The organism is Amorphus sp. MBR-141, from assembly GCF_053628695.1.
Map to the genome: position 1 here is coordinate 76679 of NZ_JBRJGW010000007.1, position 13231 is coordinate 89909.

Annotated in this window: 14 protein-coding genes; 2 read left to right on the forward strand and 12 right to left on the reverse strand. The window is 70.0% G+C overall.

Features of this window, described 5'->3' with window-relative positions; all coding sequences use genetic code 11:
- Positions 1-8 precede the first annotated feature (8 nt).
- The 4 genes from ACSSVZ_RS11475 to ACSSVZ_RS11490 form a co-directional block, all read right to left on the reverse strand.
- On the reverse strand, positions 9-443 hold the full coding sequence (locus ACSSVZ_RS11475; protein ID WP_453970098.1) for an HIT family protein: 435 nt from the start codon (positions 441-443) through the stop codon (positions 9-11).
- A gap of 134 nt (positions 444-577) precedes the next feature.
- Complete coding sequence (locus tag ACSSVZ_RS11480) at positions 578-1807, reverse strand: GNAT family N-acetyltransferase (protein WP_453970100.1); 1230 nt, start codon at positions 1805-1807, stop codon at positions 578-580.
- Positions 1808-1921: 114 nt separating this feature from the next.
- The gene (locus ACSSVZ_RS11485; RefSeq protein WP_453970102.1) at positions 1922-2674 is read right to left on the reverse strand and encodes a glycerophosphodiester phosphodiesterase family protein; all 753 of its coding nucleotides are present in this window, start codon (positions 2672-2674) and stop codon (positions 1922-1924) included.
- 37 nt (positions 2675-2711) lie between these two features.
- The gene (locus tag ACSSVZ_RS11490; RefSeq protein WP_453970104.1) at positions 2712-3176 is read right to left on the reverse strand and encodes a RidA family protein; all 465 of its coding nucleotides are present in this window, start codon (positions 3174-3176) and stop codon (positions 2712-2714) included.
- Between the two features lie 273 nt (positions 3177-3449).
- Here ACSSVZ_RS11490 and ACSSVZ_RS11495 point away from each other — a divergent pair, with 273 nt between their 5' ends.
- Positions 3450-4307, forward strand: coding sequence for a cell envelope integrity EipB family protein (locus ACSSVZ_RS11495; RefSeq protein ID WP_453970106.1), 858 nt, complete (start codon positions 3450-3452; stop codon positions 4305-4307).
- Positions 4308-4373: 66 nt separating this feature from the next.
- Here ACSSVZ_RS11495 and ACSSVZ_RS11500 read toward each other — a convergent pair whose 3' ends face one another.
- Both ACSSVZ_RS11500 and ACSSVZ_RS11505 read right to left on the reverse strand, forming a co-directional pair.
- Entirely contained in the window at positions 4374-5276 is a 903-nt protein-coding gene (locus ACSSVZ_RS11500) for an HNH endonuclease (protein ID WP_453970108.1), read from the reverse strand.
- A gap of 121 nt (positions 5277-5397) precedes the next feature.
- Entirely contained in the window at positions 5398-6684 is a 1287-nt protein-coding gene (locus ACSSVZ_RS11505) for a DNA polymerase IV (protein ID WP_453970110.1), read from the reverse strand.
- Between the two features lie 174 nt (positions 6685-6858).
- Here ACSSVZ_RS11505 and ACSSVZ_RS11510 point away from each other — a divergent pair, with 174 nt between their 5' ends.
- Complete coding sequence (locus tag ACSSVZ_RS11510; protein ID WP_453961214.1) at positions 6859-7230, forward strand: response regulator; 372 nt, start codon at positions 6859-6861, stop codon at positions 7228-7230.
- 215 nt (positions 7231-7445) lie between these two features.
- Here ACSSVZ_RS11510 and ACSSVZ_RS11515 read toward each other — a convergent pair whose 3' ends face one another.
- The 6 genes from ACSSVZ_RS11515 to rnr form a co-directional block, all read right to left on the reverse strand.
- Positions 7446-7871: a VOC family protein gene (locus tag ACSSVZ_RS11515; RefSeq protein ID WP_453970111.1), complete on the reverse strand. Its 426-nt coding sequence runs from the start codon at positions 7869-7871 to the stop codon at positions 7446-7448.
- 183 nt (positions 7872-8054) lie between these two features.
- Positions 8055-8222: a 50S ribosomal protein L33 gene (gene rpmG / locus ACSSVZ_RS11520; RefSeq protein WP_453961216.1), complete on the reverse strand. Its 168-nt coding sequence runs from the start codon at positions 8220-8222 to the stop codon at positions 8055-8057.
- Positions 8223-8489: 267 nt separating this feature from the next.
- Positions 8490-9656, reverse strand: coding sequence for an MFS transporter (locus ACSSVZ_RS11525; protein ID WP_453970112.1), 1167 nt, complete (start codon positions 9654-9656; stop codon positions 8490-8492).
- A gap of 64 nt (positions 9657-9720) precedes the next feature.
- Entirely contained in the window at positions 9721-10455 is a 735-nt protein-coding gene (locus ACSSVZ_RS11530) for an NUDIX hydrolase (protein WP_453970114.1), read from the reverse strand.
- The gene (locus ACSSVZ_RS11535; protein WP_453970115.1) at positions 10452-10910 is read right to left on the reverse strand and encodes a DUF983 domain-containing protein; all 459 of its coding nucleotides are present in this window, start codon (positions 10908-10910) and stop codon (positions 10452-10454) included. Before ACSSVZ_RS11535 ends, ACSSVZ_RS11530 begins: the two co-directional genes overlap by 4 nt.
- Positions 10907-13198: a ribonuclease R gene (rnr, locus tag ACSSVZ_RS11540; RefSeq protein WP_453970116.1), complete on the reverse strand. Its 2292-nt coding sequence runs from the start codon at positions 13196-13198 to the stop codon at positions 10907-10909. Before rnr ends, ACSSVZ_RS11535 begins: the two co-directional genes overlap by 4 nt.
- Positions 13199-13231 lie beyond the last annotated feature (33 nt).

The window sequence follows — 13231 nt, forward strand, 5'->3', positions numbered from 1 at the left end:
CGGCCGCCTCAGCCCGCCGCCAGCGCCGCCTTCAGCTTCTCCGCCTGGGCTGTCAGCACGTCCTTGTCGGCCATGTCGCCCGTGTGGGGACGCAGCGCCACGCCCTCGTAGCGCGGCAGGATGTGGACGTGGGTGTGGAACACCACCTGGCCGCCGGCCGGCTCGCAGAAGTGCTGGACAGTCACGCCATCGGCCTCGAAGGCCGTCTTGGCGGCCCGGGCGAGCTTCTGGGCGGTGGCCATGGTCGCGGCCAGGTCCTCGGGCGCGATGTCGAGGATGTTGCGCGAGGCGGCCTTCGGGATCACCAGGCAGTGGCCGTCCGAGCGCGGCATGATGTCCATGAAGGCGAGGGTCCTGTCGTCCTCGTAGATGGTCATCGCCGGCATCTCGCCGCGCAGGATCTTCGCGAAGACGTTGCTGTCGTCGTAGGGCACGGTGGTCATGTCGGCTCCGGTTCGCATGGGGTACGGCCGACCCCGGATCAGGATGCGCCGGCAAGAATCGGCGCCTGGACATCAAACCCGATCGATCCGCGCATTCAAGCGCCCGATGTGTGTTCGCCTGCGCTCAGGTCTGCTCAGCAGGGATCGCCGCGGCGGAAGGGCACGTGCTCCGCCAGGATGCCGCGCTCCGTCTCCATGGCGCGGCGCTCCCGGTCCAGGTAGTCGGCGATCGCGCGCCTGAGCCCCGGGTGCAGGATGTAGTGGGCGGAGCGGGTGGCGTGCGGCTCGTAGCCGCGGGCCAGCTTGTGCTCGCCCTGGGCGCCGGCCTCGACGCGGGCGAGCCCGCGCGCCAGCGCGAAGTCCATCGCCTGATAGTAGCAGATCTCGAAATGCAGGAACGGGTGGTCCTCGGTGCAGCCCCAGTAGCGGCCGTAGAGCGTGTCGGAGCCGATCAGGTTCAGGGCGCCTGCGATCGCCCGCCCGTCGCGGCGCGCCAGCACCAGCGCCACCCGGTCGGCCATCGCGGCCCCCAGCGCCGAGAAGAACGCCCGGTTCAGATACGGCCGGCCCCACTTGCGGGCGCCGGTATCCATGTAGAAGCCGTAGAAGGCGTCCCAGTGCGCCTCGGTCAGGTCCGCCCCGGTCACCCACTCGATCTCCAGGCCGGCGGCCAGCGCGTCGCGGCGCTCGCGGCGGATCTGCTTGCGCTTGCGCGACGACAGGGCGCCCAGAAAGCCCTCGAAGTCGCCGTAGCCCCGGTCTTCCCAGTGGAACTGGACGTCGGTGCGCGGCAGGTAGCCGCGCGCCACCAGCGTCTCCCACTCCGGCTCGAGCAGGAAGGTCGCGTGCACCGAGGAGGCGTCGGCCTGGTGGGCGAACGCCGCCAGCCCGTCGGCGAGATGCGTGCGCAGCGCATCGGCGTCCGGGCCGGGCCGCACCAGCAGCCGCGGCCCGGTGGCCGGCGTGAATGGCACCGAGACCTGCAGCTTCGGATAGTAGGCACCGCCGGCGCGCTCGAACGCATCGGCCCAGCCGTGGTCGAACACGTATTCTCCCTGGGAATGGACCTTGAGGTAGCTCGGGGCGGCCGCCACCAATGCGTCGTCGGCATTGCGGATCAGCAGCGGGCGCGGATACCAGCCGGCCTCGGGCCCCACGCAGCCGGTCTCCTCCAGCGCGCTCAGGAAGGCGTGGTCGACGAACGGATCGTAGGGCCGGGGCGCTGTTCCGTCGTCCACCAGGCTGCCCGCCTCGCGGCGCCAGCCGGGGTTGGCCAGGCGGTTCCATTCGTCGCGATCGACCGCCGAAACGCCTTCGACGGCTTGCAGGACGAGGGCGGTCGGGTCGGTCGGCTCGACGGACATGGGCTCGATACTCGCAACGGACGCTTGGCGCGCTTGGGAGGACGCCGCACCTTGGGAGAGTCTGTCCATAGGGTAGGCATTGCGCGCTCCGGCTCAAGGGCCGGTCACCACGGCTCAGGCCCGAAAGCCCTCGAAGATCATCTGGTCGGCGACCCGTGCGGCCTTCTGCCGCTCCGCCTGGGTGCGCACCGTCCAGGTCAGCAACGGCACGCCGAACAGGCGGCGCAACAGCGTCGTGGACCCCGTCGGCAGATCCTGGATGCGGTAGGCGACGAAGTCGGGGCGCGTGCGCGGCGCGTGCAGGAGGTGGGTCAGCGCGAAGCGCTCCATCACCGAAAGGCGGGGAAAGTCGCGCGCGTTCGAGCTGTCGCAGGCGACGATCCCGTGCGGCCGGTCTGGCATCAGGCGCCGGCTTGCGGCCACCAGCTCCGGGTCGAACGACATGATGGCGACGGGCCCGTCGTAGCCGGCAAGCGCCTCCGCCGTGTGGCGGGCGAGCGCCGGATCGCGGTCGCGCTGCCATTCCGTCTTCAGTTCCAGGACCAGCGGCGTGCGCCCGGCGACCGTCGCCAGCAGGGCGGCCAGCGTCGGAATGGCTTCGCTGGTGCCGCGCAGGGTGACGCCGGCCAGCTCGCGGGCGGTCCAGGCCCGCATCGGGCCTTCCGCGTTGGTCATCCGGTCGAGGCTGCCGTCATGGAAGACCATCGGCACCGCGTCGGCCGACAGCTGCAGGTCGACCTCGATGGCGTAGCCGCCGTCGATGGCCGCCGCGGCCGCCGACAGCGCGTTCTCCACGGCGCCCGTCTCGGCGCCGTGGAGGCCGCGATGGGCGATCGGGCGGCTTGTCAGCCAGGCTGCGCCGGCCATGGTGGCGGGTTCCCTTGCCGCGCCCTCCTTCGAGGGACTACGCGACCTCGAAGATCGCCTCGACCTCGACGGCGACGCCGAACGGCAGCGACGCCACGCCCACCGCCGAGCGCGCGTGCTTGCCGCGGTCGCCCATCGCCTCGACGAAGAAGTCGGAGGCGCCGTTGATCACCTTCGGCTGGTCGGTGAAGTCCGCCGTCGAGTTCACGAAGCCGCCGACCTTCACCAGCCGCACGATCTTCTCCAGGTCGCCCAGCGCCGCCTTCGCCTGGGCCAGCACGTTGATGGCGCACAGCTTTGCCGCCGCCTGTCCCTGTTCCACGCCGTAGTCGGCGCCGAGCTTGGCCACGTGCTCCAGTCCGTTCGCCCCCATCGGGATCTGTCCGGAGATGAATAGCTGCGACCCCGAGCGCACGGCCGGCACGTAGTTGGCGGCGGGTGCGGCAGGCGTCGGCAGGGTGATGCCAAGCCCTTCGAGACGGCTTTCGATCGTGTCGGCCATGACGGGGGATCCTTCTGTCCGGTGCGGGTGCGTGCTGCCCTTTCATGTCGGATGTGCGCCGGGGCGGCAAGGGGCGTCGCCGGAGATGGCTCTGGCGGGTGAAGGGCGTTATCCTCGTTCAAGTGCCGTTGGCGCCTGCAGGCCGTCCGGTGTGGCCCGCCCAGCGAACCCGTGCCGTGGACGAAGGGTCTTGCATCCCTCATGCGAGACCGTCCACTCTGCCGGCGCGTTGCCGCACTGGCGACGGCCCATGATCGGAATGCGAGGATCCCCATGCGTCTCCTGGTTGCCGCCGTGGCATCCGTACTGCTCCTGTCGCCGCTTGCCTCGCCGGCTCATGCCACGGCGGGCGGCGCGGACCCGGCCGAGATCGCCAGGGGGCTGCTGCCGCATCGCGCGGTCTACGACATCAGCCTCGACGACGCCTCGTCGTCGTCGAACATCGCCTCGGTGTCGGGACGTCTCGTGTTCGAGGTCACCGGGTCGTCCTGCGAGGGCTTCACGGTCAACAGCCGCTTCGTCACCGAGGTCAACGACCAGGACGGCGGCCGGCGGGTCACCGACCTGCGGTCCAGCACCTACGAGAATGCCGACGCCGACAGCTTCCAGTTCCTCAGCCGGACCTTCACCGACCAGCGGCTCCAGGATGAGGCCAAGGGCTCGGCGCGCCGGACCGACGACGCGGTGGTGGTCGATCTGACCCAACCGCAGGAAGCCAAGCTGCGCTTCGACGGCGACGTGATGTTTCCGACCCAGCACCTGATCCATCTGATCGCCGCTGGCGAGGCGGACCGGCGCATCGTCGAGGCCGATCTCTACGACGGCTCCGACGCCGGCGCGACGATCTACACCACCACCGCCATCCTCGGCGCCATGTCGGAGGAGCCCGTCGGCACCGACCCGGACACCACGCTGGCCGATGCCGTCGGCACCGCGCGCCACTGGCCGGTGAGCCTGTCCTATTTCGATCTGTCGAAGGGGCAGGTGGGCGAGCTCACGCCGATCTACACCCTGCGCTTCCAGCTCTACGAGAACGGCGTCAGCCGCGGCCTGTTTCTCGACTACGGCACCTTCACGCTGACGGGAAAGCTCGTCGAACTCGACCGCCTCCCGCGCTCCACCTGCAAGTAGGCCCTTCCGTTCGGATCGGCTGGCCCGACCGGCAAACGCTCGCGGGCGCCGTCCTCAGCTGCTTTTTCACTGCTTGAAGCAGTTGTCCCGGTGCCACTGCAGGTAAACCGGGTGAGGGCGCTCCGCCGCCCGCTCGGGGGCGATCGCTCGTCCGCTCTTGTTGAGGAAAGCGCGGATCTCGCCGGGGTCGTTGGATTGCCGGGAGACCAGGATCTCCAGGTCGTCCGACAGGCTGATCAGGCCCCGGTCGAACATCCAGTGCGCGGTCCCCGACAGCGCCAGACCGTTGCGAACGGTGTCGGGGCCGTTTGCCTCGACGGGCCGAATATGGGCGGCATCGACCTCCGCACGTCCGCCGCCATTGATAAAGCGCAGGCCGCTGATGGCGCAGCGCTGGTCGTAGGCGCGCAACACCACCCGCCGGAACGTGCGGTCGCGGACGATACGGGACGTCAGCTGCACGAGGCGGTCGCGCGGCTCTTCGAAGGTGAAGGGCGCCTGCTCGTCGTGAAAGCCGTCCTTCGGGGCTGCATCGCCGAGGCGGGGCAGGAAAGGCTCCCGATCGTCCAGACCGCGGTCGATGATGCGGCGGAAATCAGCTGGCGACAGCGGGCGTACGGCTGCCTGGGCGCGGCCGGAGATCCGCCCGTCCTCGTTCAGCACCCCTTGCTCGACGAGCGCGCCGGTTGCATCGGCAAACGGAACCTGGGCGGCGAAATCCAGGTAGCTGCCGGGCTCGATCAGGGCGAGGTACATGCCCGCCGCCGTCGGGTCGGGGATGACCTTCTCGACCTTGGCGACGGCGAAGTAGCCTTTCGTCTCACGCACCTTGGTCGGCTCGTAATAGACGATCCAGTCGCCCACACAGGCCTCGACGCGACGCCGATACTGGCTGGGGAAATGATACTGCTTCTCGGGAATGTCCCGATAAATCGAATCTGCGCGGTGAATGAAGACGCCGAACCCCATGCACCTCTTTTAGCCCGGCCGCCGTCCGTTTTCCCAGCGGCTTTGCGCTGACAGCCGACGAACCCCGGTGACATGTGATCGAGGTCTCGGGGGCCTCTTCCGTGGGCGCGGATCATTCACCCTACCGCCGCGGCTTGCCGCCGTCCGGGCGGAAGGTGAGGCCGAGCTCCACCGAGCGGTCGCCGAACTTGCCGCGCAGCCGGTCGATGGCCAGTTCCGCCTGGGCGCGCTTGGCACGCTGGGGCTCCAGGAGGTCGGTCGGATCGGCGTTGATCACCGGCTCCAGCTCCGACACGCCGATGCCGATCAGCCGGAAGCTGCGCCCGTCGATCTCCCGGGTGAGCAGGTCGGCGCCGGTGGAGAAGATGCGGTCGGCGAGCCGCGTCGCGTCGGGCAGCTGGCGCGCCCGCGTCGTCAGCTTGAACTCCCGCGTCTTCAGCTTCAGCGTGACGGTCCGACCGGCGATCTCCTGTGCCTTCAGCCGCGCCGACACCTTCTCCGACAGTCGCCTGAGGATCGGCAGCAGCGTCGCCGCGTCGGAGATGTCGGTGTCGAAGGTGGTCTCGGCGCTGACGCTCTTGCGCCCGTCTGAGGGGTCGACGCGGCGCGGGTCGATGCCGTTGGCGAGCCGGCCGAGCCGCTGGCCCTGGGCGCCGAGGCGGCGCAGCAGCGTCTCCTCCGAGGCGGCCTGCAGGTCGCGCACCAGCCGGAAGCCGGCGGCGCGCAGCGTCCGCTCCAGCGCCGGGCCGACGCCGGGCAGCTTCGACACCGGCTCCTCGGCGAGCCGCTCCACCGCCTCGGCCTGGTCGATCACCACGAAGCCGCGCGGCTTGTCGAAGTCGGACGCGTACTTGGCCAGAAAGCGGTTCGCCGACAGCCCGACGGAGATGGTGATGCCGACCTGGCGCTCGACGCGGCTGGCGAATTTCGCCAGCGTCGCGGCCGGGCTCGCCCCGTGCAGCAGCTCGGTGCCGGCGAGATCCAGGAACGCCTCGTCGATGGAGATCGGCTGCACCAGCGGCGTCAGCTCGTCCATCAGCGCGCGGATCTCGCGGGCAACGGCGGCGTATTTCGCCATGTTGGGCTTGATGACGACGGCGTCGGGGCAGGCCTCCAGCGCCTTGAACATGGGCATGGCCGAGCGCACGCCGGAGATGCGGGCGATGTAGCAGGCGGTGGAGACGACGCCGCGCTTGCCGCCGCCGATGATCACCGGCCGGTCGGCGAGCGACGGGTCGTCGCGCTTCTCCACCGAGGCGTAGAAGGCGTCGCAGTCGACATGGGCGATGGCGAGCCGGGTCAGCGAGCGGTGCTGCACCAGGCGCGGGCTGCCGCAGGCGGGACAGCGCGTGCGGCGCGTGGCGCCGTCCTCGAAGCTGGTGTGGCAATCGCGGCAGAGACCGGGCATGCCCGTGCGATCCGTGGTCGGGGTGGGTGCGGACGGCCCGTGCGCGGCAAAGCCGGCGCATCAGGTTCACATCCGGCGTGCGAAGACTATCATGCGCCGGTTCGCGGTCGATTCGAAGACCCATGCGGCGGGCTGCACAGGGCAGCCGTCCGGGCCGCGCATTCCGGGGGATGCATGCCGAAACGGGTTCTGATCGTGGAGGACAACGAGCTCAACATGAAGCTCTTCCACGACCTGTTGGAGGCGTCCGGCTACGACGTCGTGGAGAGCCGCAACGGCACCACGGCGATCACGCTCGCCCGGTCCGAGCGTCCCGACCTGATCATCATGGACATCCAGCTGCCGGAGGTGTCCGGCCTCGACGTCACCCGCCAGATCAAGGCCGACGACGACCTGAAGGCGATCCCCATCGTCGCCGTCACCGCGTTTGCCATGAAGGGCGACGAGGAACGCATCCGCCAGGGCGGCTGCGAGGCCTATCTGTCGAAGCCCATTTCGGTCGACAAGTTCCTGGAAACGGTCCGCACGTTCATTGGCGAGGCCTGATTTTATGCCCCTCACGCCGAGTGCGCTGGGCGCACCGGCTCCGGGTGGGCGGCCTCCGGCCGGCGCGCGGTCGCGCGCTGGTGGGTGCGGGCGGCGAGGACGGAAGGCTGGGTCTCTCCGCCGTTGCCCCAAACTCCGCTCCTCCCCGCGAAGGCGGGGATCCAGGGCGGCAGGCCGCAGCCTCTCGGATCTCGGGGTTTGCCGTGGGCTGCGGATCACACCCCGAAGGTGATGCTGCCGTCGGCGCCGATGGTCCAGGCGGGGTTGAAGGCGATTTCCCAAGCGTGGCCGTCGGGGTCGGCGACATAGCCGCGGAGCCCGCCGTGGGGCGGCGCCTCGGCGTTGCGCAGGATCGTGCCGCCCGCCGCCGCGAGCCGGTCGAGCGCCGGCTGGACGTCGTCGGCCGCCGCCACGTTGTGGGCGAGCGCGAAGGCGCCCGGCCCGTCGGCGGGCGGCCGGTTGCTGTCCTCGGCCAGCGCCTCGCGCCGCCACAGGCCGAGCACGAAGCCATTCATCTGGAAGAACACGATCTCGCCGGCGATCTCGAAGACGGGCGTCCAGCCGAACCCGTCGGCGTAGAAGCGGCGCGACCGCTCGGGATCGGCGACCCCGAGGGTGACGACGGACATCTGCTGCTGCATGGCGGCCTCCGGAGAACGCAAAAAGCGCCGGACGGCGTGGCCGTTCGGCGCCTGGAGCCTGGCCCCGCCGGGTGACATCACCTGCTCGACGGGAAACGGCTGCGGATCGGTCGGGCAGGGGCCCCGTGCGGCGGACCGGAGGGTCCGAGCGGGGCCGCCCTCAGCGCGGCAAAAGGAGCCGGGCTATTTGATCTTCGCTTCGCGGAACTCGACGTGCTTGCGCACCTTCGGGTCGTACTTCGTCTTCACCATCTTCTCGGTCATGGTCCGGGAATTCTTCTTGGCGACGTAGAAGTAGCCGGTGTCGGCGGTCGACACGAGGCGGATCTTGATGGTTGTGGCCTTGGCCATGTCGGCAGTCCCTGGCGCTGGAGCATTCCCGGTGAAGCGGAAGCCGCTTCGCGTGTGCGAAAATGCGAGTGATGAAACGGTCGGTCGGCGCGCCGTTTCGGTCCGTTCACGGTCGGTCTGCTCGCAATCGGTCCGATCGGACGACGTCGGTCACGTGGATCGCGCGTGGCCCCGGCCGCCAATGGGCTCCGTGGGTGCGGAAATCGTGAAGCGCGAAACCTAGTCACCGGCGCGGCAAAGTCAAGCGGCGTTCGCGATCCGCCCGCCTCAGCCGGCCCGCGCCTGGGCAATGCGGACTGCCGCCAGGATCGCATAGGCGGCGAAGAAACCGGCCACCGCCACCGGCAGCCCGTTCGGCGGCCACAGATCCAGCCCGATCCCCATGATCGCCGGGCCGACCAGCATGCCGGCCGCGTACATCATCACGAAGGCCGAGTTGGCGGCGGCGAGGTCGGTGCCGGAGAAGCGGGCGCCGAGATGGGTGAGGCCGACGGTGTAGAGCCCGCCGGTCATGCCGCCCCAGACGAACAGCAGCGCCAGCAGGATGGCGAGATCGCCGGCGGCCAGCGGCATGGCCAGCGCCCCACCGACGCCCACCAGCGCGCAGACGAGCAGCAGCACGCGCCGGTCGACCCGGTCGGCCAGCAGCCCGAGCGGGATCTGGGTGACGACGTTGCCGAGCGCCATCGCCGACACCAGCAGCGCCGCCTCGCGCGGCGTGAAGCCGAGTTCCAGTCCATAGAGCGGCAGCAGCGCCAGCCCGCCCGATTCGACCGCGCCGAATGCCATGACGGCGAAGATCGCCGCTGGTGCCACCACCAGGAACGTCACGACCTTGGTCTTCGGTCGGGACAGGCCGCGCGGCGCCTGGTTGCGGGCGAGCGCCATCGGCACCAGCGCCACCAGGAAGATCGCCGTGCCGATCAGGAACGGCGTCGCCCCCTGGGTGCCGACCAGACCGAGGATCGCCGGGCCGGCGGCAAAGCCCAGCGACAGCACGGTGGCGTAGATGCCGATGGCCAGCCCGCGCTTGCCGTCGGGCGCCAGCGCGTTGATCCAGAACTCGCCCACCGCGAACGCCGTCGTCGCGGCCGCAAAGAACACGAAGCGCAGCGGAAACCACGCCCAGAACGCATCGACGAGATAGAAGAAGGGGAAGGTGACCGCCATCACCGCCAGCGCCGCAATCGCCACGCGGGCGGTGCCGAACCAGCTGACCGCCGCCGGCACCGCCAGCGGCACCAGCAGCGAGGCGATGCCGCCCACCGCCGAGTTGAGACCGATCATCGTGGTGGAGACGCCGCGGCTTTCCAGCACCAGCGACAGCAGCGGCAGGCCAAGGCTGATCGACAGGCCCACGGCCGCCATCGAGGCGATGGCGGCGGCGATGGCCGGCCAGTTTCCCGGGGCGGAACCGTCGACCGCCGAGCCCATTGCCGCTAGCTCGCGCTGCGGAGCGGCGGGACGCGGAGGGACAGCCAGGCCACGGTGCGGGGCATCAGACCGTCTCCCGGACGAAGCCGTTGCCGCGCCAGTGGTAGAACGACACCGGCGCCGCCTCGCGCAGGTCCGGATCGCCGTCGAGGCGCAGCAAGAGCTCGTCGATCACCGTCTTGGTGACGGTGGGCATGTCGAGATGGGCGACGTCGCGCAGCGGCACCCACTGCACGTCCTCCAGTTCGCCGGACGGGCCGGCGTTGCCCGGCAGCCGGTCGGCGATGTGGTCGGCGGAGACGGCGAAGAAGCGGGTGTCGAAGCGGCGCGGCCGGCGCGGTGGCGTGATGGCGCGCGCCAGCAGGCGGAACGGCGCCAGGTCGGGCAGCAGCGAGCGCTCGGCAAACGCCGCCCAGTCGGCACCGACGGGCTTTCGCGCGCTTCGGGCGCCGATCAGGATGCCGACTTCCTCGTAGGTTTCGCGGATCGCGGTGACGGCCAGCGCGCGAGCGCGGGCGGCCGATCTCGGCGCGCGCATCTTCGCCATCACCCGCATCCGCGTCGTCTCGTCGTAGTCGGAGGCCACCGGCACCCGGGAATCGCCGGGGTCGACGCGCCCGCCGGGAAACACGAATTTGCCCGGCATGAACACGTGCGCCTTGTGGCGCTTGCCCATCAGCACGTGCACGTCCTTGCCCCGGCGGTCGAGGATCAGCAGCGTCGCGGCGTCCTTGGGACGCCGGTTGGGATAGGTCGTAACCCGCTCCGCCTGGGTCAGGCGGAGGGTGAAGTCGGTCACTGACGCACCTCGGCCGCGGGATCCGGGATCGGTCCCTCGGGCGGCGCGTTCGGGTCGAACCCGTGCATGTAGAGGGCCCACTGATAGGCCACCAGCGCCCCCTTGATGGGCCGGAGCAGCGCCAGGCACGAGATCAGCGTCAGCGGTCCCCACAGCAGCGCGTGCACCCAGAACGGCGGGTGGTAGGCGATCTCGACCGCCAGCACGAGGCTGACGATGATGTGGCCGACGATCACGATGGTGAAATAGGGCGGCGCGTCGTCGGCGCGGTGATGGTGCAGGTCCTCGCCGCAGTGCGGGCACTGGTCGCGCACCGTCAGGTAGCCCTCGAACATCGAACCGATGCCGCAGGCTGGGCACTTGGCCTTGGCGCCGCGCAGCACGGCGGGCCAGATGTCACGGACCGGCAGGCCGTCGGAGCGGCCTCCGAAGGTGGATGGCGTCGACTGGGTCATGATGATGTACGCGCCTTTCGTCGTCCCTTGCTGGCGGTGGGCCGCTTGCGTCCGCCCGAAGCCGGGGGCTTCTTTTGCGGCCGGGACTTTGCTCCTTGATACCGGCCTTCGCGCAGAAGCTCAAACCGAAGGGCGCCCGCAAAGGGCGCTGCTTCAACGAGCCGCACGTCGACCCGGTCGCCCAGCCGGTAGCGCACCTTGGTGCGGCTGCCGACGAGGGCGCGGGCGGCCTCCTCGTAGCGGAAGTAGTCCTCGCCGATGGTGGATATGGGGATGAATCCGTCCGCACCCGAATCGTCGAGGGCGACGAACAGGCCGGACCGCGTCACGCCGACGATCCGTCCGGAGAAGTTGGCGCCGACATGGTCGACCAGCCACAGGGCGATCAGCCGGTCGACGGTTTCGCGTTCGGCCGCCATCGCCCGGCGTTCGGCCACGGAGATTTCGCCGGCCAGCACGTCCAGCCCGGCCGCCTGCTCGTCGGTCAGCCCGTCGGAGCCGAGCTTCGCGGCGCGGATCAGCGCCCGGTGCACCACCAGGTCGGCGTAGCGCCGGATCGGCGAGGTGAAGTGGGCGTAGCGCTTCAGGTTCAGCCCGAAGTGGCCGATGTTGTGGGGGGAGTATTCCGCCTGGGCCTGGCTGCGCAGCACCACCTCGTTGACCAGGTGGACGTTCTCGCTGCCCCGCACCTTGTGCAGCACGCCGTTGAACTGCGACGGCCGCAGGTTGCCGGTCTTCGGGAAGCTCATCTGGATGGTCGACAGGAACTCGCGCAGGCCGGTCAGCTTCTCCTGGCTGGGGCTGTCGTGGATCCGGTAGAGGATGGTCAGGCCGGCCTTCTCGCAGGTCTCCGCGGCGCACACGTTGGCCTGGATCATGAACTCCTCGATCAGCTTGTGGGCGTCGAGGCGGTCCGGCGTGATGACGCGGTCCACGGTGCCGTCGGGCTTCAGGAGGATCTTGCGTTCCGGCAGGTCGAGGTCGAGCGGCTCGCGGGCATCGCGCCCGGCCGACAGGATCTCGTAGGCCTCCCACAGCGGCTTCAGGATCGGCGCCACCAGTGGGCCGGTCTTGTCGTTCGGCATGCCGTCGATGGCGGCCTGCGCCTCCTGATAGGAGAGCTTCGCCGCCGAGCGCATCATCACCCGGTGGAACGAGTGGCCGCGCTTGCGGCCTGCCTTGTCGAAGACCATCCGCACCGCCATCGCGGGGCGGTCTTCGCCCTCGCGCAGCGAGCACAGGTCCGTCGACAGCCGCTCCGGCAGCATCGGCACCACGTGGTCGGGGAAGTAGACCGAGTTGCCGCGCTTCTCCGCCTCCATGTCGAGGGGCGAGCCGGCGCGCACGTAGAGCGCCACGTCGGCGATCGCCACGGTGGCGATCACGCCGCCCTTGTTGCTGGGGTCGGGATCGGGCTCGGCGTGGACGGCGTCGTCGTGGTCCTTGGCGTCGGCCGGATCGATGGTGATCAGCGGCAGCTGGCGCCAGTCCTCGCGGCCCTTCAGGGTCGTCACCGCCTTGGTCTTTTCCGCCGCGTTCAGCACGGCCTTCGGGAACACGTGCGGAATGCCGTGGGAATGGATGGCGATCATCGAGATCGCGCGCTCGGAGCTCATCGAGCCGATGCGGGCGACCACCCGGGCCGTCGCCGGGCCGTAGCGGCCGGCGCGCTTCACCTCGACTTCGACGAGCTCGCCGTCCTGGGCGTCGCCCATGTCGTCGGGGTCGAGCAGCAGCGTGTCCTTCTGCTTCTTGTCGACCGGGGAGAGGCGGCCGCCGCGGCCGGTGTCGTGCAGCACGCCGAGAATGCGTGCCGGCTTGCGATCGATCACCTTGATGATCTTGGCGGTCTGCAGCGGCGCGTCGTCGGTGGCTTCGCTGATGCGGGCGAGCACCCGGTCGCCGACGCCGGGCGCCGGTCCGGGCCGGCCGCGGCCCTTCCGCTCGGTGAGCACGACGACCTTGGGCGCCGGTCCGTGTTCCTCTTCGTCCCACTCGGTCGGCTCGCCGATAAGCTCGCCGTCCCTGGATTTTCCGGACAGGTAGAGGACCGTGACGCTGGGCAGCGTGCCGGGACGGTCGAGGCGCCGTCCCCGGCGCTCCACCAGACCGTCGTCCGACAGCTCGCGCAGCAGCTTCTTCAGGCCGATGCGCTGGTCGCCGGTGATGTTGAAGGCCCGCGCGATTTCGCGCTTGCCGGTTGCGCCGGGATTTTCGGCGATGAATTTGAGAATGGCCTCGCGAGAGGGCAGTTCGTTCGGTTCGATTGTTTTCTTTGCTCGGGCCACCTGGGCCTCGTCTCCAGATCACGGGGTGGGTCG

Coding starts and splice junctions, on each gene's coding strand:
- ACSSVZ_RS11475 (WP_453970098.1), bottom strand. CDS start 443: ATGACCACCGTGCCCTACGACGACAGCAACGTCTTCGCGAAGATCCTG.
- ACSSVZ_RS11480 (WP_453970100.1), bottom strand. CDS start 1,807: ATGTCCGTCGAGCCGACCGACCCGACCGCCCTCGTCCTGCAAGCCGTC.
- ACSSVZ_RS11485 (WP_453970102.1), bottom strand. CDS start 2,674: ATGGCCGGCGCAGCCTGGCTGACAAGCCGCCCGATCGCCCATCGCGGC.
- ACSSVZ_RS11490 (WP_453970104.1), bottom strand. CDS start 3,176: ATGGCCGACACGATCGAAAGCCGTCTCGAAGGGCTTGGCATCACCCTG.
- ACSSVZ_RS11495 (WP_453970106.1), top strand. CDS start 3,450: ATGCGTCTCCTGGTTGCCGCCGTGGCATCCGTACTGCTCCTGTCGCCG.
- ACSSVZ_RS11500 (WP_453970108.1), bottom strand. CDS start 5,276: ATGGGGTTCGGCGTCTTCATTCACCGCGCAGATTCGATTTATCGGGAC.
- ACSSVZ_RS11505 (WP_453970110.1), bottom strand. CDS start 6,684: ATGCCCGGTCTCTGCCGCGATTGCCACACCAGCTTCGAGGACGGCGCC.
- ACSSVZ_RS11510 (WP_453961214.1), top strand. CDS start 6,859: ATGCCGAAACGGGTTCTGATCGTGGAGGACAACGAGCTCAACATGAAG.
- ACSSVZ_RS11515 (WP_453970111.1), bottom strand. CDS start 7,871: ATGCAGCAGCAGATGTCCGTCGTCACCCTCGGGGTCGCCGATCCCGAG.
- rpmG (WP_453961216.1), bottom strand. CDS start 8,222: ATGGCCAAGGCCACAACCATCAAGATCCGCCTCGTGTCGACCGCCGAC.
- ACSSVZ_RS11525 (WP_453970112.1), bottom strand. CDS start 9,656: ATGGGCTCGGCGGTCGACGGTTCCGCCCCGGGAAACTGGCCGGCCATC.
- ACSSVZ_RS11535 (WP_453970115.1), bottom strand. CDS start 10,910: ATGACCCAGTCGACGCCATCCACCTTCGGAGGCCGCTCCGACGGCCTG.